This window comes from Nocardioides sp. SR21, from assembly GCF_022761125.1.
In the GTDB taxonomy this organism is placed as follows: domain Bacteria; phylum Actinomycetota; class Actinomycetes; order Propionibacteriales; family Nocardioidaceae; genus Nocardioides.
The window spans coordinates 78500-105198 of the sequence record NZ_JAKWJR010000004.1 but is presented as its reverse complement, the minus strand read 5'-3'; the positions used below and the strand labels follow the sequence as shown (position 1 = coordinate 105198).

Below are 26699 nucleotides of genomic sequence, written 5' to 3'. Positions count from 1 at the left end.
CTGCTCCTGCGGGTCTCATCGACAAGTGCTGGCTGCGGAATCCGAGCGTAGGTCTTGCCTCGCGGAATCTGAGAATCCTCGAAGAACCACGAGCCGCTGGGTCGCGCGGGTCATCGCGACGTACCGGTCGACGGCTCCCTCGATGCCCTCCCCGAACGCCTCCGGGTCGACGAGCACGACGAGGTCGAACTCGAGCCCCTTGGCGAGGGAGGGGGGCAGCGACCGGACGCGCGAGGTCGCGACGAACGTCGGGTCGCCGATCACGCAGGCGGTGCCCTCGACGTGCTCGGCGAGCCAGCCCTCGAGGATCGCGTCGAGCTCGGCGGCCGAGCCGTGGTGGACCGGTACGCCGCTGCTGCGCACGGAGGTCGGCACGTTGGCGTCCGGCAGCGCGGCACGGATCACCGGCTCGGCCTCGGCCATCACCTCCTCCGGCGTCCGGTAGTTGATGCTCAGCGACGCCATCGTGACCCGGTCGAGGCCGGCCCGCGCGAGGCGCTCCTCCCACGTCTCCGTGAACCCGTGCCGCGCCTGGGCGCGGTCCCCCACGATCGTGAAGCTGCGCGACGGGCAGCGCAGCAGCAGCATCTGCCACTCCGCGTCGGTGAGCTCCTGGGCCTCGTCCACGACGACGTGCGCGAACGGTCCGGCGAGCAGGTCGGGGTCGCCGGCGGGCACGGCATCGGGGTCGACGAGCGCGTCCCGGATGCCCTCCTGGCGCAGCTGGGCCCACATCCCGTCCTCGTCGTCGAGCTGGAGCATCTCGTCGACGACCTGGTCCATGCGCTGACGCTCCGCCGCGATCGCCGCCTCCTGCCGGCGCCGTCGGCGCGACGCCTCGGGGTCGCCGACGCGCAGCCGCGCCGCGTCGAGCAGCGGCAGGTCCGACAGGGTCCACGCGCGCGGCTCGGCGCGCTGGAGCCGGCGTACCTCCTCGGGTGCCAGCCAGGGCGCGCAGAGCCGCAGGTACGCCGGCACCGACCACAGGTCCTCGACGACCTCGGTGGGGTCGAGCAGCGGCCAGGCCTTGTCGAACACCGTGGCCAGCTCGCGGTTCTGCGCGAGCGAGCGGCGCAGGAGGTCGGGCGACGCCTCCTCGTCCCCGTGATCGGCGTGGTGCTTGTCGACCAGGATCGTCAGCAGCGCGTCCCAGATCTGGTCGCGCGCCTCGTTGTGGGGTGTGCCGGGGTCGGCCGCCTCGAACGCCTCGGCCCAGTCCGCGGTGCCCAGCCAGACGTCGCCCCACGGGGTCTCGACGTCCATGCCCTCGGTCGGCACCTCCTCGTAGAGCCGGACCCCGGGCTCGATCGCGCGGACCATCTCCGCGGTCGCCTTGAGGCGCGCGACCTCCGGGTCGGCCTCGGCGACCGCGTCCCCGCCCTCGGGCAGCAGGTCGCGCAGCGTGCAGGTCTGCACGCCCTCCTCGCCGAGGCTGGGCAGCACGTCGGCGACGTAGGCGAGGTAGGGCTGGTGCGGCCCGACGAACAGCACGCCACCACGCCGGTGCCCGAGCCGTGGGTCGGAGTAGAGCAGGTACGCCGTGCGGTGCAGCGCGACCACGGTCTTGCCGGTGCCGGGCCCGCCGTCGACGACGAGGGTGCCGCGCGACCCGGCGCGGATGATCGCGTCCTGGTCGGCCTGGATGGTGCCGAGCACGTCGCGCATCCGCGGCGACCGGCTGCTGCCCAGGCTGGCGATGAACGCGGACTGGTCGTCGAGTGCGGCGGCGTGGCCCTCGAACCCGTCGGCGGTGAACACCTCGTCCCAGTAGTCGCTGACCCGTCCGCCGGTCCAGCGGTAGCGGCGGCGGAACGTCAGGCCCATCGGGTCGGCGTGCGTGGCCCCGAAGAACGGCTCGGCGACCGGCGAGCGCCAGTCGACGAGCAGCCGGTGCCCGTCGCTGTCGGTGAGGCCGAGGCGGCCGACGTACACCGCATCCCCGTCCTCCCCCACCATGTGGCCGAGGCAGAGGTCGAGGCCGAAGCGGCGCAGCGCCCGCAGCCGGGCGGTCAGCCGGTGCACCTCCTGGTCGCGGTCCATCGCCTCCTGGCCGGTCCCGCCGGGCGCGCGGCGGGCCGCGTCGAGCCGCTCGGTGAGGTCGGCGGTCGCGTGCTCGAGGCTGTCGGCGATCGCCGCGAAGTGCCGCTCGTCGGCGGCGATCAGGGCCGGTTCGGCCTTGGCGGTCAGGTGGTCCGGAAGCGCGAAAGCAGACGTCACGATGGGCGATTCTGAGGCAGCCCGGGGGCCTTGCCGCAAGCCCCGGGGTCCGCTATACCTTGGTAGTGGCGAGGGGTTCCCCTCGCCTTCGTCATTTCCGGAAGTCGCAGCCCGTCGGCCCGTCGAGCGCCGGCCACCGCTGGACCTCGCTGCCGCTCCCCGGCACCAGGTACGCCGCTCGCGGGTGCTCCCCGAGCCAGAGCGTCCGGCCGTCGCGCTGGAGCTCGCGGTTGACCGCGCCGGCGGGCAGGCCGGACGAGCCGTCCCTGACGTACTCGTCGAGACCCACGCGCAGGATCGGCGTCCCCTGCATGCCGCAGGACTCCGAGCCGCGGAACGTGACGACCTCGGAGGTGACCTGGGGCCTGCCGGGGCCGGTCCACACCCCGACACCGAGGGACTCCGCGGTGTCGACGCCGAGCTCGGAGGGGTCGCACGCCGCCCAGGACTCCACACCCCAGCCGGACTCGACCTCCGCGAGGATCACCACGACCACCCGGCTGAGCACCTGCACGAACGAGAACAGCGCTCGCCCGTTCTCGACCTGCTCCAGCTGGTAGCCGCTGTCGGGGACGACCGGGGCCTCGGCACCGAGCCAGGCGGCGAACGCCGCCTCCGGGTCGTCCCCCGTGGCCGAGACGTCGAGGACGCCCCCGTCCTGCGGGTTCCACTGGCAGCCGAGGGCGAGGCCGGCAGCGCCGTACTCAGCGTCGTCGAACGCGACGTGCAGCGGTCCGTCGTACGGCTCCAGCACCGGGTCGTCGATGACGACCCCGGGGTCATGGGTGCAGCCGACGAGCAGCAGCACCAGGGCGAGCAGGGCGACGCGCATGCCGGTCGGACGACGACCGGCCGGGACCGGTTCCGGTCAGTGCTTGGCGCGCTTGGGCACGAGGTGCATGACCGCGACCAGGATCGCGCCGACGACCACGCCGAGGATCGCCGAGAACACGGTGTTGGTGAGCCAGGCCAGGACGCTGCCGAACCCGCTCTCCACGGCGCGCTCGACGTCGTGCTCGAGGTCGTGGACGAAGTCGTACGGCGCATGGAAGCCGAGCTCCTCCATGCCGTTGAGCAGGATGTGCCCACCGACCCAGAGCATCGCGGCGATGCCGACCACCGAGATCACGGCGAGCAGGCGCGGCATCGCGGCGACCAGGCCGCGGCCGATCGCCTGCGCGGCGGCCGACCTCCGGCCGGCCAGGTGCAGGCCGACGTCGTCCATCTTCACGATCACGCCGACCACGCCGTACACCGCGATGGTGATGACGATCGCGACCACGACGAGGATCAGCAGCCGGTTGAGGAACGACTCGTCGGCGACCTCGTTGAGCGCGATCACCATGATCTCGGCCGACAGGATGAAGTCGGTCCGGATCGCGCCGGAGACCATCTGCTTCTCGGCCTCCTCGCCGGTGCCGGCGAGCACCACCCCGTGGTCGTCGTGCCCGCGGATCCGGCCCCAGATCTTCTCGGCACCCTCGTAGCAGAGGTAGCTGCCGCCGACCATGAGGATCGGGGTCAGCAGCCACGGCAGGAACTGGCTGAGCAGCATCGCCGCCGGGAGGATGAACAGCAGCTTGTTGCGGATCGAGCCCCACGCGATCCTGCGGATCATCGGGAGCTCGCGCTCGGCGGCGACGCCGTGGACGTACTGCGGCGTCACCGCGGTGTCGTCGACGACGACACCGGCGGCCTTCGTGGTCGCGCGGCCCGCGGCCGCCCCCACGTCGTCCACCGAGGCGGCGGCAAGCCGCGCGAGCGCGGCGACGTCGTCGAGCAGCGCGAACAGACCTCCAGCCATGCCCGAAGGCTAGCGGGAGGTCAGATGCTCCTCGCGCACGGCCGCCTCGACCTCGGCCTGCACCTCCGGCTGGACCTGGTCCTTCGCGACGGTCAGGTCGACCGCGTGCTGGACGTGGCGCTCGGCGTAGCCGAACGGGTCGACGAGGTCGACGAGGCGCGAGGAGACCGGCTTCCAGGCCAGGCCCAGCGCCAGCAGCAGCGCGGCCAGCGTGGTCACGCCGAACGCGAGCAGGGCGTGCTCGTCGGCCCAGTCGCCGTAGCCGGCGTACGACGTCCCCTTCACGAAGAAGCCGTGGAAGAGGTAGACGACCAGGGTCGCGGCGCCGAGCTTGGTGAACCAGGTGAAGGTGCGCGGCACCAGCGAGAGGAACGCCGCGGCCCCGAGCGTGCCGATCGCGAGCACCAGCGCCCGGGTGAGCAGCGCGTTGAGATCGTCGGCGTAGCCCATCTCGTCGTAGCGCGAGCGGTAGTAGAGCCACTCGGTGCTCGCCCAGACGTCCGTCCACGTGGTCAGCACCCACAGCGCGAGCAGCACGCAGGCAGCAGCCGCCTGGGCGGGCTTGCGGCGCAGCCACTCGAGCCGTTCCGGCGTCGCCTTCAGACCCATGACGAAGAACGGCAGCAGGCCCAGGACGCGGGCGATGTCGAGGGTGTCGCCGGCGTACATCCCGGCGACCAGGCTGATCGCGACCGCGACGACCACGCCGCCCCACATCGGCCGGAAGATCGGGGTCAGCAGCCGCCAGAAGAACAGCGCGGCGAGGTACCACATCGGCCAGTGCGGGTCGCGGAAGAGATCGTCGAGCTGCTCGCCGCCGACGTACACGCGGAACAGGCCGAGCGCGGTCTCGAAGATGATGTACGGCACCACGATGGTGCGGAACAGCTGCCAGGTGCGCGCCTTGGTGTAGGCGAAGCGCTGGGAGAGGTAGCCGGTGACGAACACGAACGCCGGCACGTGCCAGGCGTAGAGGAAGTCGTAGAGGTGCTCGACCATGCCCGTCTGGGGAAGCAGCGTCCAGGCGTGGCCGACCACGACCAGCGTGACCAGGGCCATCTTGGCGTTGTCGAACCAGGGATCGCGGGTGGAGGTCGGCACGCAGGACCCTACCCGGGTGCACGGCGCCTTAGTCCTCCACGAGCCCGATCCGCAGGTACTCGGCGGCGTAGGTGCCGCTAAGCAGCAGCGATGCGTACCGGCCGACCTCGGTGGCGGCGTCGGTGGTGACGGTCTCCACGCGCAGCCCGCGGGCCGCGGCGGCCGCCTGGAGCCGGCCGCGCTGCTCGCGCACCACGTGCTCCTCGGCGCCGTCGTCGAGCACCAGCAGCATCGGCCGGCGCTCACCGCTGCCCTCGGCGAACGGGTCGTCGAACACGTCGCGTGCCCGGGCCGCCTCCAGCACCGGCAGCAGGTGCTCGGCGTCGCCCGCCAGCGCGGAGCGGCCGCTGGAGCGGCGGACCGACTCGGCCACCCGGCGTGCGGCCCGAGCCGCCAGCACGGAGCCACCCCAGACGATCGGGTTGGTGTCGGCCAGCGCGATCGCCAGCATCTTGGCGGGGTTCACGGCGAGGTCGCGGTGCGGCGAGCAGGCGATGGCCACCGCGTCGAGGGCCTCGGCGACCTGCTCGGCGTCGGCGCGGGGGCCGAGCGAGACCCGGTCGAGGTACTCGAGCACGACCACGGCGGTCGCGAGCTGGTCCTGCGTCGTGGTCGGGAGGATCGTGGTCCACCGGCCGGCGGCGTGCTCGGCGACCATCGAGGTCGGCGGGCAGGCGACCACGACCTGGCAGCCGCGGCGTACCGCCTCGGCGACGGCGGAGGCGGTGCCGGGGTCCGAGCCCTCGGGCGCGAGCACCACCACGAGGTCGAGGCTGCCCGCCCAGCCGGGCAGCGCGGGGCCGGGCCAGGCGACGAACGGCACCGGGCACCACGGCTCCAGCACCGCGCGCAGGAGGCGGGAGTCGGGGCCGGCCGCGATCACCGCGCGCGGGCGGGCCAGCTCCTCGGCGCGGGTCACCGCGGCGGCGGTCGCCTCGGCGGCGTCACCCGCGGCGCGGCGGACCCGGGCACCGGACTCCGCGAGCACGCGGAGCGGACCGTCGACGGACTCCAGGACCGTCGCGTCGTCGAGACGGGACTCGTCGAACCAGGTCGCCATCGTCGTGCCTCAGGCCGGCTTGCGGGCCTCGTCGACGAGCAGCACGGGGATGTCGTCGCGGACCGGGTAGGCGAGACCGCAGCCGCTGCAGACCAGCTCCTCGGCGACGAGGTCGAGGCTGGACCGGCAGGCCGGGCAGACGATGATCGCGAGCAGTGCGGGGTCGAGGTTCGGGGCGTTCATCGGTCTCTCCTGATCTCGGCGAGGACGCGGTCGCGCACCTCGGCCATGGTGGCGTCGTCGCGGCCCTCGGCATTGAGCCGGAGCAGCGGTTCGGTGTTCGACGGCCGGACGTTGAACGTCCAGTCGTCGTGGCTGACGGTGAGCCCGTCGAGGCGGTCGGTGGTGACGCCGTCGGTGCCGGCGTAGGCCGCCTCGATCTCGGCCATCACGGCCTGCTGGTCGGCGACGGTGCTGTTGATCTCGCCGCTGACGACGTACCGCTCGTACTCCGCCAGCAGGTCCGACAGCGGCCGCTCGGTCTCGGCCAGCGCCGCGAGCGTGTGCAGCGCCGCGAGCATCCCGGAGTCGGCGCGCCAGAAGTCGCGGAAGTAGAAGTGACCGCTGTGCTCGCCGCCGAAGATCGCGCCGGTCTCGGCCATCGTCGCCTTGATGTAGGAGTGGCCGACCCGGGTGCGGACGGCGGTGCCGCCCTGCTCCACGACGATCTCGGGTACGGCGCGGCTGGTGATCAGGTTGTGGATCACCGTGGCGCCGGGCTCCTTGGCCAGCTCGCGGGTGGCGATCAGCGCGGTGAGGGTCGACGGCGAGACCGCCCGCCCCTGCTCGTCGACCACGAAGCAGCGGTCGGCGTCGCCGTCGAAGGCGAGCCCGACGTCCGCGCCGACCTCGAGCACCTTGGCCTGCAGGTCGCGGAGGTTCTCGGCCTCGATCGGGTTGGCCTCGTGGTTCGGGAACGTGCCGTCGAGCTCGAAGTACATCGGCACCAGCTCGACGGCGTCGCCGAGCCGGTCGAAGACGGCGGGGGCGGTGTGCCCGGCCATCCCGTTGCCGGCGTCGACCACGACCTTGAGCCGGCGACCGGTCACCGGCGCGAGGCCGAGCAGGTGGGCGGCGTACGCGTCGAGCACGTCGTGCTCGGTGATCTCGCCGTGCGCCGCGCCGTGCGGCGGCTCGCCCTCCTCGACCAGGTCGCGGATGTCGGCGAGGCCGGTCTCCATGCCGATCGGCTGGGCCTCGGTGCGGCACATCTTGATGCCGTTGTACTGCGCCGGGTTGTGGCTCGCGGTGAACATCGCGCCCGGGTGACCGAGGTGACCGGAGGCGAAGTAGAGCTGGTCGGTCGACGCCAGCCCGATCATCACGACGTCGGCGCCGGCGGTGCTGGCGCCCTCGGCGAACGCGGCGGCCATGCCGGCCGAGCTGGGCCGCATGTCGTGGCCGACGACCACGGTCGCGGCACCCGTCACGCGCACGAACGCGCAGCCGGTGGCGCGGGCGAGGTTGTCGTCGATCTGGTCCGGGACGGTGCCGCGGACGTCGTACGCCTTGAAGACCGCACGCAGGTTCGCCGGGTCGAGGGTGTCGGCCATGGAGGCGAGCGTAGTAGCAGTCAGTCGGTCGACAGCGAGCGGAGGTGGCCGCGTCGCGTGGTGACCCGGCCGGTCTCCTCGGCGGGCGAGACCCGGGCCGGCGGGGCCGGACGGGCGGCCTCGCGCACCGCGTCGGCGAGCGCGAGCAGGTCGTCGCCCGACGGGCCCTGGTCGACGGGGCCGGTCGCGAGGCGCAGGACCTCCCAGCCGCGCGGGGCCGAGAGCCGCTCGCTGTGCACGTCGCACAGGTCGTAGGCGTGCGGCTCGGCGTACGTCGCGAGCGGGCCCAGGACAGCGGTCTGGTCGCTGTAGACGTAGGTCAGGGTGGTGACCGCGGTACGGCTACAGGCGGTACGCGAACACCGGCGGGCAGGACTCACGCGGCAGACGGTACCCGGCGCTCGACCCGGTCCGGATTAGGCTCGCGGCGTGGATGACACGCGGCGGTGGCGCCGCCCATGAATCGCCAGACGCGCCCCAGGCTCCGGGACCGGCGCGGACGCGGGATGCGCGGCCCCGCAGTGCTCCCGGAGGCGCCCGGACGTCCCGCGCTGAGGACGGCACGCGAGCGCTTCGACGACCTCGCGCTCGGCATCGTCACCGACATCGACGCGCGCTGGCAGGACCGGCTCGGGCTGGTGGAGTACGCCGTCGAGGACACCCCGCAGATCCCCGACGACTGGAGCTCGGCGACCGTGCCGCTGTCCTCGCTGGTGCGTGGCAGCGGGGGTACGCCGACCCGGCTGGTGCTGTTCCGCCGGCCGATCGAGCGGCGCTGCGAGACCCGCACCGACCTCGAGGCGCTGGTGCTCACGATCGTGGTGGAGCAGGTCGCCGAGCTGCTCGGCATCGACGCCGAGCAGGTCGACCCGCGCTACGAGTCCGACTAGGGCGCGCAGCCCGAGCCTGCGAGGGCTGCGAAGCACGCGCTGGATCGAGTAGCCGCGCGGCCGACGAAGGAGGCCGCGACCGGCGTATCGAGATCGAGGGACTCACAGCCCAGCCTGCGAGGGCTGCGAAGCACGCGCTGGATCGAGTAGCCGCGCGGCCGACGAAGGAGGCCGCGACCGGCGTATCGAGATCGAGGGACTCACAGCCCAGCCTGCGAGGGCTGCGAAGCACGCGCTGGATCGAGTAGCCGCGCGGCCGACGAAGGAGGCCGCGACCGGCGTATCGAGATCGAGGGACTCACAACCCAGCCTGCGAGGGCTGCGAAGCACGGCTAGGGAAGCCCGGGTCGCACGGCCGGCACCAGGCCGTTGGAGGCCGGCACCGTGAGCGGGACGACCGCCGCGCCGTCCTCGCCGGCCATCATCGCCGCGCCGGAGACCGTGGTGCGCGCGACCGTGACGGTCACCAGGACCGTGTCGGCGGGCACCTTCACGCTGACCCCGAGGTCGGGAGAGATCTCGGTCTCGGTCCGGTCGAGCTCCTCCCCCGACGCCGAGCGGGCGACGACGGTGACCACGCCCTGGCCGGTGGCGCCGGCGAGCTGCACGCTCTTCTCCTCGCGGATGTCCGGCAGCAGCGCGGTCGCCGACGACTCGACGAGGTCGCTGGGGACGGCATGGGAGAGGTCGCCCTCGACGTACGACCGGACCGTGGCGGTGACCGGGCCGGTGGCGTCGACGAGCAGGCCGTTCGCGCCGCCCTTCAGCGCGGCCTCGAGGGCGCTGGAGATCGCGATCCGCTGGACGCTGTGCGGGGCGACCCGGAGCTCGGGGACACCCTCGGGGACGAACACCGAGCGGCGGGTGACCACCTTGACGTCGGCGCGCACCTCGTCGTCGCCGCCGTTGGCGATCACCAGCGTCCGCCGGCCGGCGCCGGGCGCGAGACCCATCAGCAGGTTGGAGGTGGACGGCTCGGGCTGGTCCGGGAGCCAGTCCGCGGTCGGCTCGGCGGAGCCGATGCCGTCGAAGCGGTCCTGCACCACGGCGCCGATCCGGCCGCGCACGGTCGCGACCTGGAGCGCGAGCTCGTCGCGGCGCGGGACCAGCGTGGCGAGGTCGAGCCGGACGCTCGTGCCGCCCGGCACCGAGATGCCGCGCAGCCGCTCGGCCTCGACGATGCCCGATCGGCCGTAGACGGTGATGTTCGCGATCGCGGTGCCGGCGTCGGGGTTGATCAGCTCGAGCACCGACGTGTGCCCGGCGCCGGCGCCGACGCCGGTGAACCAGGTGACCGGCATGGGGGCGGGGCAGCTCAGGGCGGCGGGTTCGGTGCCGCCGAACCGGGCGGCGACCAGGCCGGGGGCGGTGTCGTCCTCGCCCAGGATCGCGACCGCGTCCGGCTGGTCCGGCACGAACGTGACCCTGCCGGAGGCGAGGTCGGCCGGCTCCTGGGTCTCGCCCAGGCCGACCTGCACGGTGCCGTCGACGTCCTCGGTGGCGCTGGTGATCGCCACCTCCCGGGCGTCCTCGGCCGGCGCGGTCGGGCAGACCAGCGTCGCCCGCGTGAGCTCGGTACGGGTCGGGGGCTCGACGGGGTCGGTGGCGGCGCCCTGGTCGACCAGCGCGAGCGCGCCGAGCGCGAGCAGCGGCAGCAGCACGGCGAGCAGCACGGTGACTTCGAGGCGACGCTTCGGCGCGCGGGCGCTGCGGCGGCCGGGGGCCGGGGGTGCGCTGTGGCTCATCAGGACCTCCTCCTGCTGCTCGTCGGGAGGCAGAGCACGGCGACCACCAGGGTCCCGAGCCCGGCGAGGACCAGCAGCGCGATCCGCAGCCACGACGCCGGTCCCTCGAGGCCGGACGCGTCCAGCGGGCGGTCGACCTCCCACGCGCGGGTCGGCGCGATGGCGCTCGCCTGGATCAGCCCGGTCGCCGCGTCGAGGACGCCGGCGACGCCACCGTCGGCCGGAGCCGGGAGCACGACGTACTCGATGCCGCTCTGTCCGAGCGCGTCGATGACCTCCGGGGTCGGGCGCGAGACGAGCTCGCGCACCTGGGCGCTGAAGTCCTCGTCCTCGGCGGTGAGCCCGAGGATCTCGTCCTCGCCCATCGTCACGCCGTCACCGCGGCGCACGGAGTAGGTGAGGCCGTCGTCGATCGAGCCGCGGACGACGAGGATGCCGTGCTCGGGGCCCTGCTGCGAGCTCTCGACCATGTAGACCGGGATGTCGGTGTCGATGCCCTCCGCGACGGTGTTGTCGGCGGCGCCCAGCCACCAGGCGAGCCCGCCGATCGGCACCACGGCCGCAGCGACGGCGACGACCGCCGCCACCGCGCGGCGCCAGGAGTGGAGGTCGTGGACCAGCGCGATCGCGCCGATCGTGGCGGCGACGACGAACGCGCCCTGGAGGACGACGACCAGCGCGGCGAGCCCGGTCGAGACCGTGGTCGCCGCGAGCGCGAGCGATCCGGCACCGAGGACGAGCGCGAGCACGGCCGCGACCAGGGCGATCACCCAGCACACCAGGACCGGGATCCGCGTCGACCGCGGCACCAGGGCGAGCAGCGCCAGCACCGCGAGGATCGCGCCCAGCCACCACGGCGCGCCGAGGTCGGCCAGCCGGCCGGTCGCGAGGTCGAGGCCGTCGGCCACCGGCGACGGGAGCCGGCCGACGTCGAGCAGCAGACCCTCGGCCGCCCCGCGCTGCACCGCCGGGATCCACCACGGCGACAGCAACGCGGGCACCACGGCGAGCGCGGTGGCCGGCGGCCCCCAGATCGAGCGGTCCCGGACCGCGCCCCGCACGATGAGGAGCGCGGCGGCCACGACCACGAGACCGAGCAACGCCGCGAACAGCCACAGCACGGCGGCGAAGGCAGTGGCGAGCGTGAGCAGCAGACCGGTGCGCCAGGCCGCGCGCCAGCGCCGGTCGGCGGCCGGGTCGGCGAAGCCGAGGGCGGCGTGCGCGAGCCAGGGCAGGGTCGCGGCGACCACGACGGCGCCGAAGCGGCCGTCGCTCCACGCGCCGCTGACCACCGGCACCAGCGCCCACGTCGTGGCGCCCCACAGCAGCGCGCTGCGCGGCGCACCGGTGGGCGTCACCAGCCGGCCGACGACCCGCAGGAAGCGCCACGCTCCCCAGAGCCCGAACGGCACCGCGAGCAGCATGACCACCGATACCGCGAGCGACGGGCTGCCGCCGAGCAGGGTCGCGAGCAGCGCCATCGGCAGGACGTACGGCGGCGCCGGCACCGCGGTCCCGGTCCCGAGCGGGTGCCAGGTGTCGACCTGGAGCCGCCACCAGTCGCCGACCCCGGCCGGTGCCGGCGAGAGGCCGCCGCCGGCCAGGGAGTCGAAGGCGTCGCGGGCGCCGACCAGGGCGATCAGGACGAACGCGGCGAGCGCGAGTGCGACCGGGTTGGTCAGGAACCGCGCGACGATGCCGGTGTCCTCCACCAGCTCGTCCTCGTCCGACCGCGGCCGGGCGACGGCGCTCGCGGGCGCCACGGCGGCGGCTGCGACCCGGCGCCGCTCGGCGACGTCCTGCGCCTGGTTGGTGGCCGCGGCGACCAGGTCGCCGAGGAAGTCGAGCCCGTGCCGGTAGGGCACCCACCACGGGGACAGCAGCGAGCGGGCGTGCTCCTCGGCCGGCCGCTGCTCGCGCCGCGCGCGGCGGGCGGCGCGGACCTGGCCGGGGTGGGCGTAGAGGTTCAGCAGCGCGGCGAGGTCGTCGAGCGCCTCGCCCGGTGAGCGGACGACGAGGAACCCGAGCATCCGCAGGACGGTCCCGAACGCCAGCCGCACGACCAGCCACGGCAGGGCGCGGCCGCGGGCGTTGGCGAGCAGCGTGTACAGCGCGGCCCGGCGCTCCTGGTAGTGCGTGTGGCGTCCGGTCAGCGCGGTGCGGCGTACGCCCCGGTGGGCCGCCTCGGCGTGGAAGACGACCGCGTCCGGCACGATCAGCGTGCGGTGGCCGGCCGCAGCGGCTCGCCACCCGAAGTCGATGTCGTTGCCGAAGATCGGCAGCTGGGCGTCGAAGCCGCCGAGCTCCTCCAGGACGGTCCGCCGCACGAGCATGCCGGCGGTGTTCACCGCGAGGACCTCGCGGACCTCGTCGTGCTGCCCCTGGTCGTACTCGCCGCGCTCCAAGCCGGTCTCGCGCCGGCCGGTGCCGGAGATCGTGACGCCGAGCTCGAGCAGGCGGCGCAGCGACGGCCACTCGCGCAGCTTGGGGCCGAGGATGTCGGCGCCGGGGTCGGCCTCCGCGGCCGCGAGCAGCGCGGCGAGCGCGCCGGGCTCGGGGTTCGCGTCGTCGTGCAGGATCCAGACCCACTCGCTGGTGGAGCCCTGCAGGCGCAGCCGCTCGAGGCCGAGCCCGACCGCCTCGGGGAACGAGGTCGAGCTGGAGACGCGGAGGACCCCGCCGGAGTCGGCGCCGAAGGCCGCGTCGAGGAGGTCGGCGCTCTCGTCCTTGCTGCCGGTGTCGACAGCGACGACCGCATCGACCGGGGTGCGCTGAGCGCGCACGCCGTCGATGACGGCGGGGAGCCAGCGCCCGCCGTCGTGACTGACGAGCAGAGCCGACACCGAAGAAACCACGATCCCGAACACTAACCGGGACTCGGTGAAGCAGACCCATCCCGGCGGGGCGCCCCTCGGTCGGAAGATGACCTACGGGGCGCCCACGCCGATGGGTTGATCGATCTCGAGACGCCGGTCGCGACCTCGTACGTCGGTCGCGCGGCTCCTCGAGCCGGCTGCCCGATTCTCAGACAGCCCGCTTCTTCAGCTTGCGGCGCTCTCGCTCGGAGAGACCGCCCCAGATGCCGAAGCGCTCGTCGTTCATGAGGGCCGACTCGAGGCAGTCGTCGCGCACCTCACAGGTGAGGCAGACCTTCTTGGCCTCCCTCGTGGACCCTCCCTTTTCGGGGAAGAACGCCTCGGGGTCGGTCTGTGCGCACAGCGCACGGTCCTGCCAACCCGCTTCCTCGGCGTCCCCGTCGAGGAGAAAGAGTTCTCTCACGGCACTCGCCCTTTCGACCCGGTATTGCTCCCACATCCCCGAACCTGCACGGGAGGCCCTAGCGGATCTGACCTGGTTCCCCGTGAAGACTCGCGAACGACACTGTGGGAATTACATGCCTGTCGTACCCCGGAAGTCAACCCCGGATCTGCTATGGGCGCAGCGTGGCTAGATAGGCGGCCGGGTCATCCCCCTCATCGGCAGGCGACCCCGGTGGGGCAAGGTATTCGCATGCACAACATCACGGTGCTCTCCGGAGGCATGGGCGGCGCCCGCTTCCTCCAGGGTCTCCTGCACGCGATCGCGACCGGTCGACTGCCCGGCGTGGCGGCCGATGCAGCGGTGACGGTGGTCGCCAACACCGCCGACGACCTCTGGATCCACGGGCTCAAGGTCTGCCCCGACCTCGACACCGTGATGTACACGCTAGGCGACGGCATCGACCCGGGCCGCGGCTGGGGTCGGCGCGACGAGACGTGGAGCGTCAAGGAGGAGCTGGCGACGTACGGCGTGGAGCCGACGTGGTTCGGCCTCGGCGACCGGGACATCGCCACCCACCTCGTGCGCACGCAGATGCTGGACGCCGGCTACCCGCTCTCCCAGGTGACCGAGGCCCTCTGCAAGCGCTGGCTGGCCCCGACCCTCGGCCAGGGCGTTCGCCTCCTTCCCATGACCGACGACCGCGTCGAGACGCACATCGCGATCACCGACCCCGAGGCGCCGAGCGGCCGCCGGGTCGTGCACTTCCAGGAGTACTGGGTGCGGCTGCGCGCCGAGGTCCCGGCCGAGACCGTGGTCGTGGTCGGCCTCGACGACTCGACACCCGGCCCCGGCGTCCTCGACGCGATCACCGACGCCGACCTGGTGCTGCTCCCGCCGTCCAACCCGGTCGTGTCGGTCGGCACCATCCTCGGCGTGCCGGGGGTGCGCGAGGCGCTGGCGGCCACGAAGGCGCCCGTCGTCGGCCTCTCCCCCATCGTCGGCGGCACGCACGTGCGCGGCATGGCCGAGCAGATGCTGACCTCGATCGGCGTGGAGGTCAGCGCCTCCGGCGTCGCCCTGCACTACGGCGCCCGCTCGAACGGCGGGGTCCTCGACGGCTGGCTGCTCGACACCGTCGACGCCGCCGAGGTGGACCGGGTGACCGCGGCGGGCATCGCCTGCGTCGCCGTCCCCCTGATGATGACCGACGTCGACGCGACCGCGGCGATGGCGGCCGCCGCCGTGGAGCTCGCCCGCGCATGAGCCGCATCGAGGTCTTCGCCCCCGACGGCGCTCCGGAGATCCGTCCGGGCGACGACCTGGTGGAGATGGTCGTGCCGTTGGTGGAGCTCGCCGACGGCGACATCGTCGTGGTGACCAGCAAGGTGATCAGCAAGGCCGAGGGCCGGGTCCGGTCCGGCACCCGCGACGCCGCGCTCGCCGAGGAGACCGTGCGGGTCGTCGCCCGCCGCGGCGAGACCGCGATCGTGCGCACCCGGCAGGGACTCACCATGGCCGCGGCCGGGATCGACGCCTCCAACGTCGAGGCCGGCAGCATCGTGCTGCTGCCCCTGGACCCCGACGCCTCCGCGCGCGGGCTGCGCACCGGGCTGCGGCACCGGACCAGCCGCAACGTCGCGGTGATCGTCACCGACACCGCCGGCCGGGCCTGGCGCGAGGGCCAGACCGACATCGCGATCGGCGCCTCCGGGCTGCTGGTGGCCGAGGACTTCGCCGGCCGGGTCGATGCCTACGGCAACCTGCTCGAGGTGACGCTGCCGGCCGTCGCGGACGAGCTCGCCGGCGCCGCCGAGCTCGCGCAGGGCAAGCTCGGTGGCCGCCCGTTCGCGGTGATCCGCGGCCGCGGCGACCTGGTGCTGCCCGCCGAGGTGAACGGCCCCGGCGCACGGTCGCTGGTCCGGGCCGACGGCGCGGACCTGTTCGGGTACGGCGCCCGCGAGGCCGTCGTACGCGCCCTGCGGGGTGACCCGGGCGACCGGCTGCCGTTCGGGGCACCCGCCTCGGCGGCCGACCTGGCCGCCGCGATCACCAGCGCGATCGGGCTGATCGCGTCCCGAGCCGGCCGGGACGGCGAGGAGCTGCTCGTGACCCGGCCACCCGGCCTGAAGCGCCCGTTGGCCGCGCTCGCCTTCGCCCACGGGTGGGACGTGTTCGACACGGATTCGGCCAGCGATGTCCGGCTGCGACCAGCGCGCCCGTAGACTCTCCCGGTCGTAACCCGAAGCAAGGGAAAGCCGAACCTGTGGCCAAGTCCTCCAAGACCGTGAAGTCCGACCGCCAGGCGGTCATCGACAAGCTCCGCAAGGAGCAGAAGGGCGCCGAGCGCAAGCGCGGCTTCGCCATCGTCGGTGTCTGCGTCCTGGTCGCCGTCGTCATCATCGGCGCTGCCGCGTACAAGCCGATCAAGGACTGGTGGGACGGCCGCGAGGTCGAGAAGCTCGCGCTGAGCGACATCGGCTCCGCCGCCTCGGTGTGCCAGGACATCACCACCGAGAAGGCCGACGGCAACCAGAACCACGTGCCCACCGGCACGCCGGTCGAGTACACCACCGCCCCGCCGGCGTTCGGTGCCCACTGGAACGAGGCCGGCGTCGCGCCGGCGCCGTTCGACCGGAAGTTCTACTCCGAGGCGGACCGGCCGGCGCTCGAGTCGCTGGTGCACAACCTCGAGCACGGCTACACGATCCTCTGGTACGACGACACCCTCTCCGACGCGCAGGTCTCCGAGATCCGCGACATGGCGGAGAAGTTCGACGAGTCCGACACGAACATGCGTGACAAGTTCATCGCGGCGCCGTGGACCTCGGACGACGAGAACGGCAAGGCGTTCCCCGACGGCCAGCACGTCGCGTTCACGCACTGGTCCATCGGCGGCGAGGGCGAGACCGACACCACCAAGCAGGTCGGTGCGTTCCAGTACTGCTCGGCTCCCAGCGGCGAGGCGCTGCAGGAGTTCATGAAGCAGTACCCGTACTTCGACTCCCCGGAGCCGTCTGCCATGTGAGTCCCCGTCTCCCCGAGCTCGCTCGGAGAGATGACCAGGGGCCAGGTCGAGGAGCCGCGCTACGTGAGCTCGGTGCGACCACTCTCCTTCAGGTCGTTCACGATCTGCTTGACGTCCTGGGCGCGCGCCCTGGTGGTGACCAGGAGCGCGTCCGGGGTGTCCACGACCACCACGTCGTCCAGCCCGATCACCGCGACGACGCGTCCGGACGACGGCACCACGAGTCCGGTGCTGTCGACGGCGAGCACGTCACCCGCGTCGCCGAGCACGGCGGTGTCCCCACCGAGCAGCGCGGCCAGCGAGTCGAAGTCGCCGATGTCCTCCCAGTGGAACGACGACGGCACGCACGCGACCCGGCCGGCGTCGGCCGCGGGCTCGGCGATCGCGTGGTCCAGCGCGATCTTCGGCAGGTCGGGCCACAGCTCGTCGAGCCGGTCCGGGGCCGCGGCGATCGCGCGCAGCGCGTCCGCGAACGCCGGGTGCCACCGGTGCAGCAGGTCGAGCAGCACGGTCGGGCGGACGACGAACATGCCGGCGTTCCAGCGGTAGCGGCCGGTCGCGACGTACTCCGTGGCGACCGCGACCGACGGCTTCTCCACGAACTCCTGGACGGTCCGCGCGCCGGGGTGGCCCTCGAGTTCGTCGCCGAGGTGGATGTAGCCGAACGCCGAGGAGGGGAAGGCGGGCTCGATGCCGAGCGTGACCAGCCAGTCGTCGCGGGCGACCTCGGCCGCGAGGCGGACGGCGTCCGCGAAGCCGCCCGGGTCGGGGATCACGTGGTCCGCGGCGAAGGAGCCCATCACCGCGTCGGGGTCCTGGCGCTCGATGATCGCCGCGGCGAGCCCGATGGCGGCCATCGAGTCGCGCGGGGAGGGCTCGGCGAGCACCGAGCCCGCGTCGACCTCGGGGAGCTGCTCGACGACCGCCGGGCGGTGGGCGCGTCCGGTCACCACGACGAACCGGTCCTCGGCGAGCGGCGCGAGCCGGTCCACGGTGTCCTGGAGCAGCGTGCGACCGCCCCCGGTGAGGTCGTGGAGGAACTTGGGCGACGTCTGGCGCGACAGCGGCCACAGCCGCGTCCCCGCCCCGCCGGCCGGGATGACGGCCCAGAAGTGGTCGATCGAGGACATGCTGCGAGGCTAGCGGCGTGCAGACGTTCTCCGAGGTCCTGACTCGCCAGCTGAGGTCCGATGCCGGCCGGCCGTTCGTCACGTTCTACGACGACGCGACCGGCGAGCGGGTCGAGCTGTCCGTGACGACGTACGCGAACTGGGTCGCGAAGGTGTCCAGCCTCCTCGTCGAGGAGTACGACCTCGAGCGCGGCCAGACGCTGTGCGTCGACCTGCCGGCGCACTGGCTCGGACCGGTGTTCCTGGGCGCCGCGTGGTCCGTCGGCCTGGTGGTGGACGACTCGGAGGGGTCAGCCCCGGACGCCGTCGTGTGCGGCCCGGACGGCCTGGAGCGCTGGGCGCCCCTGGCCGACGACGTCCCGGTGCTGGCGTGCTCGCTGCTGCCGCTGGGCGTGCGCTTCGCCGACCCGCTGCCGGCCGGCGTCCACGACGTCGGCGTCGAGGTCTGGTCGCAGCCGGACGCGTTCGCGGCGTACGACCCGCCGGGGCCGGACGACCTGGCACTGCCGGGGACCACCCAGGGAGACCTGTGGAGAGCGGCCGCCGCCGGGAGCCTCCTCACCGACGGCGGCCGCCTCCTCTCGGAGGCGAACCCGGCTTCCCCACCAGGTATCGCCACCTTCACCGAGCCGCTCGTTCGCGGCGGCTCGCTGGTCCTGGTCACCCACGCCGGGCCGGGGCGTCTCGAAGCGACAGCTGTCGCCGAGCGCGTCACGGCCCGCTTCCCTTGATCACGAGGGAACCAGCCAGTCCTCGGGCTTCTCAGCCAGCCAGGTCGTAGACCCCCATCCCCTCGGCGAGGAAGCGGCGCGGCAGGAAGCCGGTCGACGTCCCCTGGAGCAGCCACAGGTCGCCGGTGGCCTTCTCGCGGACGATCACGTCCGCGTGGCCGGTGAGCGTCGCGTCGCTGACGCCGATCACCCAGTCGTACTGCGCGAGGTTCGCGCCCAGGCTCTTCGGCCGCGTCAGGCCGCCCGGGCCGTTGCCCGGGTACAGCGAGAGCTTCGAGCCGACGCGGAACAGCGAGTCCGGCGCGCCGTCGGCGTTCCACCGGCCGACGCCGATCTGGCGGGCCGCCTCGATCCGGCTGAAGGCGACGTACGACGTGCCCAGCCCGGACAGGCCGCGACCCGGGTAGATCCGCATGGAGCTGCCCGACGGCTGGCCCATCAGGTCCGGGAAGCCGTCGCCGGTCATGTCGCCGACCGCCGCGAGCAGCGCCACCTTGCCGAACCCGGTGGCGAGCTTGACCGGCGCCGCGAGCTTGCCGGTGCCGTCGCCGCGCCAGAGGAACAGCGCGCCGGTCGACTTGTGGCGGGCGATCACGTCGCCGAAGCCGTCGCGGTCCCAGTCGCCCGCGTTGAGGACCTGGTTCATCCGGCGGAAGTCGGCGCCGGTGGCGATCGGCCGGCCGGTCTCGTACGTGCCGCTGTTGGGCAGCACCGAGATCCGGGCGCCGCTGCGGGTCACGAGGTCCGGGGCGCCGGCGCCGGTCATGCTGGTCGCGCCGACCAGGTCGCCCACGACGGCGAGCCGGGTGACCGGGCCGAGCGCGTGTCCGTAGCTGCCGTTGCCGTTGGAGGGCAGCACGTAGCCGTACTTCGACGACGTGCTGCGGACGAACAGGTCGGAGCGGCCGTCCTGGTTGAAGTCGCCGACGCCGGTGATCGCGGAGTACTGCTTCCAGTTGCCCGAGACCGAGACCGCCTCGCCGAAGCCGCCCTTGCCGGTGCCGGGGAACAGCCACATCGCGCCGGCCTTGTCCCGCGCCAGGAGGTCCGTCTTGCCGTCGCCGTTCGCGTCGCCGGGTCCGACGAGCAGCGTGTAGCCGGCCCAGGTCGTGCCCTGCTTCTTGAGGCGGAACGTGCCGTCGCCGCGGCCGAGGTAGACGTCGAGCCGGCCGGTCGCGGTGTAGCGGGCGACGAGGTCGTTGCGGCTGTCGCCGTTGAGGTCGCCGACGGCGGTGATGAGGTCACGGCCGCTGAACGCCTTGGTCGGCTTGATGCTGGCGCCGAACGTGCCGGTGTCGGTGCCGGGCCGGACCACGGCCGAGCCGCCGCCACCGCGGATCAGCAGGTCGCCGACGCCGTCGCCGGTCAGGTCCGGGGACGCGACCGCGATCTGGGCCTCGTCGACGTCGGCCAGCGCGGACACACCCGGGGCGAACGCGGTCAGGCCGCCGGTCGGGATGATGTAGCCCTTGCCGTCGCTGGCGCGCCGGACCACCAGGTCGGGATGCGGGGTGCCCGCGAGGTTGGACTCGAGCTCGCGCCCGTCCCAGCCGCGCTGCGCCTCCGCGGCGAGCTTCCGGATCTCGGGGATCTTGGCGTAGAGGTACTTGCCCGGGCACGCGGTGGACGCGGCGTCGCGGTGGCCGTTGATCGCCGGGAAGTCCTTCGAGCCGACCCACTGCTTGGTCGAGGAGGCGGCGACGCCGTGCAGCGAGAGCTTCCACGCGAACAGCGCGCCGTACGCCTGGATCATCGCCTTCGACGGCTGGACCAGCTCGAAGTTGCCGATCGCCGACATCGCGAACGAGTAGTCGTTGTAGTTCAGCGTGTGCGCGCCGACGACCGGGCGGTCGACACCGCCGTACCGGCCCTCCCAGATGCGGCCGAAGCGGTCGACGAGGAAGTTGTAGCCGATGTCGGACCAGCCGCGCGACTGCGTGTGGTACGCGTAGATGCTGCGCAGCAGCCCGGGCACCTCGCGGCGCGTGTAGTTGTTGGCGTTCACCGTGTGGTGGACGAAGCCGGCGTGCACCTCGTAGTAGTGCAGCGAGCTCTTCTCGCGCATGCTCTCGTCGGCGCCCCACTGCGAGCGGGAGAAGATCTGCGGCTTGGGCGTGTACGTCGCCGCCGACAGCTCGATCTCGCCCTCGGGCTCGTCACCCTCGGGCTCCTCGCCCTCGACCTCCGCGGCCGGAAGGGCGACCGCGTCGCCCGGCGTACCGTCCATCGCCGTCGTGTCGAGCGCCGGGCGCTCCTCGGCGGTCTGGGTCTCCTTGCCCGGGTCGATGACCGCGAGCTTCATGTCGCCCGGCAGCGCCTCGGTGCCGGCCACGCGGACCTGCACCTGGTCGACCTTGCCGACGAGCAGCGGGTCGGTGCCGGGGCGGGCGTGCCGCGCCTCCGCGCTGTCCGCGTCGGGGCCGTGGTCGTCGTGGTACTCGAGCTCGGTCCAGTCGCTCCAGGTCCCGTCGGTGATCGTGCGCACCTCGAAGGAGATCTCCGACTCCTCGACCTCCGCACTCCCGTGCGCCCAGGTCACGCCGACGGCGCCGAAGCCCGTGACGTCCTCGGGGGCGCTGGTGACGGTCTTCGGCAGCGCGCCGACCTTGCCTCGGGCGTTGCCCGGCGTCGCGGGGGCGGTGAGCGCGTACTCGTCGACGATCGGGTCGACCGGCGCGGTCGGCACCTTCGTCGTCTGGCGGGCGACCCGCGTGTACGCGGCCAGGTCGCCCTGGACCACGGTCGACGGAGCGGTGCCGGGGGTCTCACGGACGACGTCGAGGCTGACGACGCTCGCGGCCGGCGCGAGTGCGGCGAGCACGACACCGAGCGCCAGGATCTGCTGGCAGCCGGTGACGAAGCTGGTCTTGCTGGGAGGCATTGGTCGTTCTCCATGTGTGGGGGAAGTTCACACGAGAGCGCAACTTTCACACGAGTCACAGCGACCACGGAAGAGTTCGTGAGTAACTACAAGAGTGTAATTTCTACTCGACACGCCGATGATCTCGAGATTTGTCAAGAAACTTCACGCGTGTAGTTTCTGCTGCCACCGGGCCGAGCCTGCGCGGACCGGTGACCGCGGCGAGGTCGAGTAGCCGCGCGGCCGAGGAACGAGGCCGCGACCGGCGTATCGAGACCCAGTCCGCTCAGGAGACACAACGGCCACGGCTGCAGAGAACTGACCGCGGACACGACTCAGTCTCGGTACGCGGGTCGCGAGCTCGTCCCTCGCTCGCGCCGCTACTCGACCTGGCTGCAGCGTCTTCCGATCCGAGCTCCGCTCGGCCCGCAAGGCAGCTCAGATCCCCTGCTCGTCGTCGACGTTCTCTTCCTCGTCAGGCCCGCCGTCGTACTTCACGAACTTGATGCCCTCGTCGACGCCGCCGTCGAAGGCGAGCTTGCCCTTCTCGAGCACGAGCACGCGGTCGCACATCCGGCGGACCGCGCCTGCGGCGTGGCTGACGTAGAAGAGCGTGCGGCCGCCGTCGCGGATCTCCTGCATCTTCTCCAGGCACTTCTTCTTGAAGGGCTTGTCCCCCACCGCGAGCACCTCGTCGGCGAGGAAGATGTCGGAGTCGACGTGGATCGCGACCGAGAAGCCGAGGCGGGCGGTCATGCCCGAGGAGTAGTGGCCGACCGGGGAGTCGAGGAACTTGCCGAGGTCGGCGAAGTCCGCGATGTCGTCGAACTTGCGGCGGGTCTCGGCGTCGCTCATGCCGAGGACGGCCGCGTTGAGGAAGACGTTCTCCCGGCCGGTGAGCTGCGGGTGGAAGCCGGCGCCGGTGGCGATCAGGCCGGAGATCCGGCCGCGGGTGAGCACCTGTCCCCCGTCGGGCCGCATCACGCCGTTGATCAGCTTCAGCAGCGTGCTCTTGCCGGAGCCGTTCAGGCCCATCAGGCCGATCGACTCGCCCTGCTCGACGGTGAAGGAGACGCCGTCGAGCGCGTTGAACTCGTTGCTGATCTCCTGGCCGCGCATCTTGGCGACGGTCATCTGCTTCAGCGTGCGGTGGTAGCGCAGCGTGAACGACTTGGTGACGTCCTCGACCACGATCGAGGTGCTCGGCGGGTAGGTCATCAGAGGCGCTCCGGGATCCGGTTCTCGAACCGCTTGAAGATGTACTGCCCCAGCAGCAGCATCACCGCCGAGACGCCGAGCGCCAGGAAGCTGAACGCCCACAGGTTGCCCGGGATGTGGGTCGCGTGGATGAGCTCCGGGTCGTTCGTCGTACCGACCCAGAACGCCTGCTGCATGAGGAGCACGGCGTCCGCGATCGGGTTGAGCAGGTAGAACTGCGCGAACCAGCCGAAGCGGGCGTCGACCAGGATGTACGGGTAGATCATCGGGACGCCGAAGCGCACGAAGTTCGTCAGGATCGAGACGAAGCTGCTGACGTCGCGCAGGAAGACGTTGGCGACGCTGAACATCAGCGCGAGCGAGGTGCCGAGCAGGGCGATGATCATCATCGCCAGGACGACGCCGGCGAGGTACTCGGGGTTCGGCGTCCAGCCGGAGATCAGCGAGATGATCGTGAGGATCACCAGCTGCGGGCCCATGTGGTAGAAGGACACGAGCATCGAGGCGACGGGGAACATCTCCCGCGGGACGGCCATCTTCTGCACGAGACCCTTGTTCCGCACGATCGAGCGGGTGCCGGCGTTGAACGTCTCGATGAAGAACTGGACGATGATCAGGCCACAGAACACGTGGATCGCGAAGTTCTCGGTCCCGCGGTTCATGATCTTGCCCATCACGAACCAGTAGATGAACAGCTGCGACAGCGGGTTGATGTAGGACCAGAGCAGGCCGAGGAACGAGCCCTGGTAGCGCGCGCTGATCTCGCGCTGGACCAGCATGCGGAGCAGGTACCGACGCCGGAAGACGTCGATCAGCCCGGCCTTGGGCGCCGGCGAGACCAGCGGTGCGTCGACGAGGTGCTGTCGACCCGCCTCAGTCATCGGCGTCCATCCACGGCCGGAAGGTCTCCTCCCATGCCTCCGGGGAGGTGATCTGCGGCAACGCAGCGCGGTAGCGCTCCGCCAGCTCGTCCCACTGCGTGTACAGGGTGCGGTGGATGTCCACCGTCCGCTTCATCTGGTCGACGAAGCGGTCGCGGTCGCGGCGGTAGAACGCGGCCGAGCTCTGGTCCGGCAGCGTCACGAGCGCCGAGTCGTACCGGGCGACCTTGTGCCACTTGGCGTCCTGGGCCATGATCTCGGCCTCCGGGTGGGTCTGTGCCAGCTCGCGCGGCTTGCGGAGCTGACGCAGCGGCTGCAGCAGTGCCTGCAGGGTGGCCGCCTTGCCGGAGATGACCGGCGACGGGTCCTTGCCCTTGCGCGGCAGCCGGTGCCGCTTCACCTCGGGCAGCTCAGTGGGATCACTGAGGTAGGTCGCGTCGTCGTACCCCTTCACCATCTCCCGGATCTCGGGCAGCGTCGTCGGCAGCGACGGGTGCAGCAGCTCGGGGCCGGCGAGGACGTCCTCGAGCGCCTTGTGGCGCAGCTCCACCGTGGAGTACTGCATCGACACCATGTGCTTGATCTGGTGGTTGAAGCTCTCGCGGACCAAGCGCCCGCCGCGCGGGTACGGCGAGTGCAGCAGGGCCGAGATGAAGCGGTTGCGCACGTGGAAGTACGACTGCCAGTCGAGGGCGTCGTTCTTGTCGGTCCACGGCACGTGCCAGACCGCGGCGCCGGGGAGGCTGACGGTCGGGTAGCCCGCATCCTTGGCGCGCAGGCCGTACTCCGCGTCGTCCCACTTGATGAAGATCGGCAGCGAGAGGCCGATGTCGGCGATCACGGCCCGAGGGATCAGGCACATGAACCAGCCGTTGTAGTCGACGTCGACCCGGGCGTGCAGCCACCGGGTCGAGCGGAGGTTCCGGTCGGCGAAGTCCCAGTTGCCGAACACGCCGGGCGCCGAGCCCCACCAGAACGTCCACGGCGAGACGCGCTCACCGAACGAGTGGAGCTGCGTCTTGCGGTAGATGCTGAACATGTGGCCGCCGACGAGGGTCGGCTTCCGGCACAGGTCGCCGAAGGTGACCGCGCGCAGGACGCTCTCGGTCTCGCACTCGACGTCGTCGTCGAGCATCATCACGTACGTCGAGCGGCCGGCGCGGAGGCCTTCGTACTGCGCTCGCGCGAAGCCGCCCGAGCCACCGATGTTGCCCTGCTCGATGATCCGGAGCCGGTCGCCGAGGGCCTTCTGGGCATCGGCGAAGAAGGTGGAGTCGACCACCTTGTCCTTGCCCTGCTCCATCACGACGACCTCGTCGAGGACCCCGTCGAGCTGGTCGGCGTCGCCGAGCTGGCCCAGCAGCTTGGCGCAGAAGTCCTGCCGGTTCATGGTGGTGATGCCGATGGTGACGGTCCCGCGGGTCGCCTTCTCCTGCGGCACCTCGGCGGTCCACTCGGCGGACTCGACGACCGCGTCCTCGTCCGCAGCGACGACGTCGTACCAGTACCAGCCACCGTCCGTGAACGGCTTGAGGGACAGCTCGAACGAGAACTCGCCGGGTCCCTGGTCGAGGGTGGCCGAGTCGACGCGCTGGGAGCGGCCGTCGGACATCGAGCGGTAGACGGTCACGGTGGCACCGTCACCGCGCAGCCGGACCGTCAGCCGGACCGCGCTGACGATGGTGTGCCGACGCCAGTACGACGCCGGGAAGGCGTTGAAGTAGGTCCCGAACGAGACGCTGTCACCGTGCTCGACCCGGAAGGCCGTGCGGGACTCGATCTGGTCGGGGTGGATCTTCGAGATCCCGCGAGCGGCGTTCTGCATCCGCTGGGTGATCGAGTTCGCCTCCTGGGCGGCGCGCGTGTGCCCGATCTCGAACTTGTCGGCGTCCAGCGCGGCGGGGTCGGGGTCGATGTACAGCTTGATGACATCGGTGTCGCGGCCCTGGGGCATGATCTGGCGCTGCAGCAGCACCCGGGCCAGACCCGCGGTCTCCTCAGGCTGCCCTTCGACGAGGGTGTGGGTGACGCTCATTCGTCGACGCCTCCGCTGGTGAGGGCCGCGCCTTCGGCGAAGTGCGGCCGGAGCTTGTTCTCGAACATGGAGAGGGCCGAGCCGATCGCCATGTGCATGTCGAGGTACTTGTAGGTGCCGAGCCGGCCGCCGAAGAGCACCATCGGCTCCTTCTTCGCGAGCTCGCGGTACTTCAGCAGCTTCTCGCGGTCCTCGGCGGTGTTGATCGGGTAGTACGGCTCGTCGCCCTCCTCCGCGAAGCGGGAGTACTCGTGCACGACGATCGTCTTGCCCGGGAGGTACGTGCGCTCCGGGTGGAGATGCTTGAACTCGAGCGTACGGGTGTACGGAAGGTCCTGGTCGTTGGCGTTCACCACGCCGGTGCCCTGGTAGTCGTCGACGTCGACGGTCTCGCGCTCGAGGTCGATCGTGCGCCACGACAGGCGACCCTCGGAGTTGCCGAAGTACTCGTCGACCGGGCCGGTGTAGACGATCGGGACCTGGCCCTTGAACTCGCCGGCCACGTCGAAGAAGTCGGTGTCGAGCCGGACCTCGATGTTGGGGTGCGCCGCCATCTTCTCCAGCCACGCGGTGTAGCCGTCGACCGGCAGCCCCTCGTAGGTGTCGTTGAAGTAGCGGTTGTCGAAGTTGTAGCGGACCGGGAGGCGCGTGATGATGTCCGCGCTCAGCTCCTTGGGGTCGGTCTGCCACTGCTTGGCGGTGTAGCCCTTCACGAACGCCTCGTAGAGCGGGCGGCCGATCAGGCTGATCGCCTTCTCCTCGAGGTTCTGCGCGTCCGCCGTGGCGATCTCGCTGGCCTGCTCGGCGATCAGCGCGCGCGCCTCGTCGGGAGTGTGGCTCTTGCCGAAGAACTGGTTGATCAGACCCAGGTTCATCGGGAACGAGTAGACCTGGCCCTCGTACTTCGCGAAGACCCGGTGCTGGTAGCCGGTGAAGTCCGTGAACTGGTTGACGTAGTCCCAGACCTTCTTGTTCGAGGTGTGGAACAGGTGCGTCCCGTAGACGTGCACCTCGATGCCCGTCTCCTCGTCGAACTCGCTGTAGGCGTTCCCGCCGAGGTGGGAGCGGCGCTCGAGCACGAGGACCTTCAGGCCGAGCTCGGTGGCGCAGCGCTCAGCGATGGTGAGTCCGAAGAAACCGGACCCGACGACGACGAGCTGAATGGCATCTTTGGGAAGGGACGACACG

Annotated in this window: 22 protein-coding genes; 5 read left to right on the top strand and 17 right to left on the bottom strand. The window is 72.0% G+C overall.

Annotation, left to right across the window (positions count from 1 at the left end):
- Window positions 1-15 precede the first annotated feature (15 nt).
- From helR to MJ604_RS08805, 8 genes are all read right to left on the bottom strand, one after another.
- Entirely contained in the window at window positions 16-2217 is a 2202-nt protein-coding gene (gene helR / locus MJ604_RS08840; protein WP_243057970.1) for an RNA polymerase recycling motor ATPase HelR, read from the bottom strand.
- 91 nt (window positions 2218-2308) lie between these two features.
- Entirely contained in the window at window positions 2309-3049 is a 741-nt protein-coding gene (locus MJ604_RS08835; protein ID WP_243057969.1) for a hypothetical protein, read from the bottom strand.
- Window positions 3050-3085: 36 nt separating this feature from the next.
- Window positions 3086-4021 (bottom strand): DUF808 domain-containing protein, encoded by a 936-nt coding sequence (locus tag MJ604_RS08830; RefSeq protein WP_243057968.1) that lies wholly within the window; start codon window positions 4019-4021, stop codon window positions 3086-3088.
- A gap of 9 nt (window positions 4022-4030) precedes the next feature.
- Window positions 4031-5122, bottom strand: coding sequence for an acyltransferase family protein (locus MJ604_RS08825; protein ID WP_243057967.1), 1092 nt, complete (start codon window positions 5120-5122; stop codon window positions 4031-4033).
- 28 nt (window positions 5123-5150) lie between these two features.
- The gene (locus MJ604_RS08820; RefSeq protein WP_243057966.1) at window positions 5151-6182 is read right to left on the bottom strand and encodes an SIS domain-containing protein; all 1032 of its coding nucleotides are present in this window, start codon (window positions 6180-6182) and stop codon (window positions 5151-5153) included.
- Window positions 6183-6191: 9 nt separating this feature from the next.
- Entirely contained in the window at window positions 6192-6365 is a 174-nt protein-coding gene (locus MJ604_RS08815) for a Trm112 family protein (RefSeq protein ID WP_243057965.1), read from the bottom strand.
- Window positions 6362-7735: a phosphomannomutase/phosphoglucomutase gene (locus MJ604_RS08810; RefSeq protein ID WP_243057964.1), complete on the bottom strand. Its 1374-nt coding sequence runs from the start codon at window positions 7733-7735 to the stop codon at window positions 6362-6364. The genes MJ604_RS08815 and MJ604_RS08810 overlap by 4 nt, the downstream gene beginning before the upstream one ends.
- 20 nt (window positions 7736-7755) lie before the next feature.
- On the bottom strand, window positions 7756-8115 hold the full coding sequence (locus MJ604_RS08805; protein WP_243057963.1) for a DUF3499 domain-containing protein: 360 nt from the start codon (window positions 8113-8115) through the stop codon (window positions 7756-7758).
- Between the two features lie 78 nt (window positions 8116-8193).
- On the opposite strand from MJ604_RS08805, the gene MJ604_RS08800 reads away from it, so the two are divergent.
- Window positions 8194-8625, top strand: coding sequence for a metallopeptidase family protein (locus tag MJ604_RS08800; RefSeq protein WP_243057962.1), 432 nt, complete (start codon window positions 8194-8196; stop codon window positions 8623-8625).
- 332 nt (window positions 8626-8957) lie between these two features.
- Here MJ604_RS08800 and MJ604_RS08795 read toward each other — a convergent pair whose 3' ends face one another.
- The 3 genes from MJ604_RS08795 to MJ604_RS08785 all read right to left on the bottom strand — a co-directional run bounded on the left by MJ604_RS08795 (window position 8958) and on the right by MJ604_RS08785 (window position 13685).
- Window positions 8958-10370: a DUF5719 family protein gene (locus MJ604_RS08795; protein ID WP_243057961.1), complete on the bottom strand. Its 1413-nt coding sequence runs from the start codon at window positions 10368-10370 to the stop codon at window positions 8958-8960.
- Window positions 10370-13213 carry a glycosyltransferase family 2 protein gene (locus MJ604_RS08790; RefSeq protein WP_243057960.1) on the bottom strand — a complete coding sequence of 948 codons (2844 nt, stop codon included), beginning with the start codon at window positions 13211-13213 and terminating at the stop codon, window positions 10370-10372. The genes MJ604_RS08795 and MJ604_RS08790 overlap by 1 nt, the downstream gene beginning before the upstream one ends.
- Window positions 13214-13394: 181 nt before the next feature.
- Window positions 13395-13685 carry a WhiB family transcriptional regulator gene (locus MJ604_RS08785; RefSeq protein WP_243057959.1) on the bottom strand — a complete coding sequence of 97 codons (291 nt, stop codon included), beginning with the start codon at window positions 13683-13685 and terminating at the stop codon, window positions 13395-13397.
- A gap of 195 nt (window positions 13686-13880) precedes the next feature.
- On the opposite strand from MJ604_RS08785, the gene cofD reads away from it, so the two are divergent.
- The 3 genes from cofD to MJ604_RS08770 are packed head-to-tail and all read left to right on the top strand — an operon-like array spanning window position 13881 to window position 16656.
- Window positions 13881-14894: a 2-phospho-L-lactate transferase gene (cofD, locus tag MJ604_RS08780; protein ID WP_243057958.1), complete on the top strand. Its 1014-nt coding sequence runs from the start codon at window positions 13881-13883 to the stop codon at window positions 14892-14894.
- Window positions 14891-15853 carry a coenzyme F420-0:L-glutamate ligase gene (gene cofE, locus MJ604_RS08775; RefSeq protein WP_243057957.1) on the top strand — a complete coding sequence of 321 codons (963 nt, stop codon included), beginning with the start codon at window positions 14891-14893 and terminating at the stop codon, window positions 15851-15853. Before cofD ends, cofE begins: the two co-directional genes overlap by 4 nt.
- Window positions 15854-15894: 41 nt before the next feature.
- Window positions 15895-16656 (top strand): DUF3105 domain-containing protein, encoded by a 762-nt coding sequence (locus MJ604_RS08770; RefSeq protein WP_243057956.1) that lies wholly within the window; start codon window positions 15895-15897, stop codon window positions 16654-16656.
- Window positions 16657-16715: 59 nt separating this feature from the next.
- Here the strand turns inward: MJ604_RS08770 and MJ604_RS08765 are convergent, their stop codons facing one another.
- Entirely contained in the window at window positions 16716-17786 is a 1071-nt protein-coding gene (locus MJ604_RS08765; protein ID WP_243057955.1) for a mannose-1-phosphate guanylyltransferase, read from the bottom strand.
- Window positions 17787-17803: 17 nt separating this feature from the next.
- Between MJ604_RS08765 and MJ604_RS08760 the strand changes: the two genes are divergently transcribed.
- Window positions 17804-18517, top strand: coding sequence for a TIGR03089 family protein (locus tag MJ604_RS08760; protein ID WP_243057954.1), 714 nt, complete (start codon window positions 17804-17806; stop codon window positions 18515-18517).
- A 31-nt stretch (window positions 18518-18548) separates the two neighbouring features.
- Here the strand turns inward: MJ604_RS08760 and MJ604_RS08755 are convergent, their stop codons facing one another.
- The 5 genes from MJ604_RS08755 to glf form a co-directional block, all read right to left on the bottom strand.
- Window positions 18549-21398, bottom strand: coding sequence for an FG-GAP-like repeat-containing protein (locus MJ604_RS08755; protein WP_243057953.1), 2850 nt, complete (start codon window positions 21396-21398; stop codon window positions 18549-18551).
- A 417-nt stretch (window positions 21399-21815) separates the two neighbouring features.
- A complete protein-coding gene (locus MJ604_RS08750; protein ID WP_243057952.1) occupies window positions 21816-22595 on the bottom strand; it encodes an ABC transporter ATP-binding protein in 780 nt (259 codons plus the stop codon).
- The gene (locus MJ604_RS08745) at window positions 22595-23476 is read right to left on the bottom strand and encodes an ABC transporter permease (RefSeq protein WP_243057951.1); all 882 of its coding nucleotides are present in this window, start codon (window positions 23474-23476) and stop codon (window positions 22595-22597) included. Before MJ604_RS08745 ends, MJ604_RS08750 begins: the two co-directional genes overlap by 1 nt.
- A complete protein-coding gene (locus MJ604_RS08740) occupies window positions 23469-25511 on the bottom strand; it encodes a glycosyltransferase (RefSeq protein WP_243057950.1) in 2043 nt (680 codons plus the stop codon). The genes MJ604_RS08745 and MJ604_RS08740 overlap by 8 nt, the downstream gene beginning before the upstream one ends.
- The gene (gene glf, locus MJ604_RS08735) at window positions 25508-26698 is read right to left on the bottom strand and encodes a UDP-galactopyranose mutase (RefSeq protein WP_243057949.1); all 1191 of its coding nucleotides are present in this window, start codon (window positions 26696-26698) and stop codon (window positions 25508-25510) included. The genes MJ604_RS08740 and glf overlap by 4 nt, the downstream gene beginning before the upstream one ends.
- Window position 26699: the final 1 nt, after the last annotated feature.

Bases quoted from the DNA above. Each gene is read 5' to 3' on its own strand.
- cofD (WP_243057958.1), top strand. From the start codon at position 13,881: ATGCACAACATCACGGTGCTCTCCGGAGGCATGGGCGGCGCCCGCTTC.
- MJ604_RS08785 (WP_243057959.1), bottom strand. From the start codon at position 13,685: ATGTGGGAGCAATACCGGGTCGAAAGGGCGAGTGCCGTGAGAGAACTC.
- cofE (WP_243057957.1), top strand. From the start codon at position 14,891: ATGAGCCGCATCGAGGTCTTCGCCCCCGACGGCGCTCCGGAGATCCGT.
- MJ604_RS08795 (WP_243057961.1), bottom strand. From the start codon at position 10,370: ATGAGCCACAGCGCACCCCCGGCCCCCGGCCGCCGCAGCGCCCGCGCG.
- MJ604_RS08765 (WP_243057955.1), bottom strand. From the start codon at position 17,786: ATGTCCTCGATCGACCACTTCTGGGCCGTCATCCCGGCCGGCGGGGCG.
- MJ604_RS08815 (WP_243057965.1), bottom strand. From the start codon at position 6,365: ATGAACGCCCCGAACCTCGACCCCGCACTGCTCGCGATCATCGTCTGC.
- MJ604_RS08745 (WP_243057951.1), bottom strand. From the start codon at position 23,476: ATGACTGAGGCGGGTCGACAGCACCTCGTCGACGCACCGCTGGTCTCG.
- MJ604_RS08810 (WP_243057964.1), bottom strand. From the start codon at position 7,735: ATGGCCGACACCCTCGACCCGGCGAACCTGCGTGCGGTCTTCAAGGCG.
- MJ604_RS08800 (WP_243057962.1), top strand. From the start codon at position 8,194: ATGAATCGCCAGACGCGCCCCAGGCTCCGGGACCGGCGCGGACGCGGG.
- MJ604_RS08750 (WP_243057952.1), bottom strand. From the start codon at position 22,595: ATGACCTACCCGCCGAGCACCTCGATCGTGGTCGAGGACGTCACCAAG.
- MJ604_RS08830 (WP_243057968.1), bottom strand. From the start codon at position 4,021: ATGGCTGGAGGTCTGTTCGCGCTGCTCGACGACGTCGCCGCGCTCGCG.
- MJ604_RS08740 (WP_243057950.1), bottom strand. From the start codon at position 25,511: ATGAGCGTCACCCACACCCTCGTCGAAGGGCAGCCTGAGGAGACCGCG.
- MJ604_RS08755 (WP_243057953.1), bottom strand. From the start codon at position 21,398: ATGCCTCCCAGCAAGACCAGCTTCGTCACCGGCTGCCAGCAGATCCTG.
- MJ604_RS08820 (WP_243057966.1), bottom strand. From the start codon at position 6,182: ATGGCGACCTGGTTCGACGAGTCCCGTCTCGACGACGCGACGGTCCTG.
- MJ604_RS08835 (WP_243057969.1), bottom strand. From the start codon at position 3,049: ATGCGCGTCGCCCTGCTCGCCCTGGTGCTGCTGCTCGTCGGCTGCACC.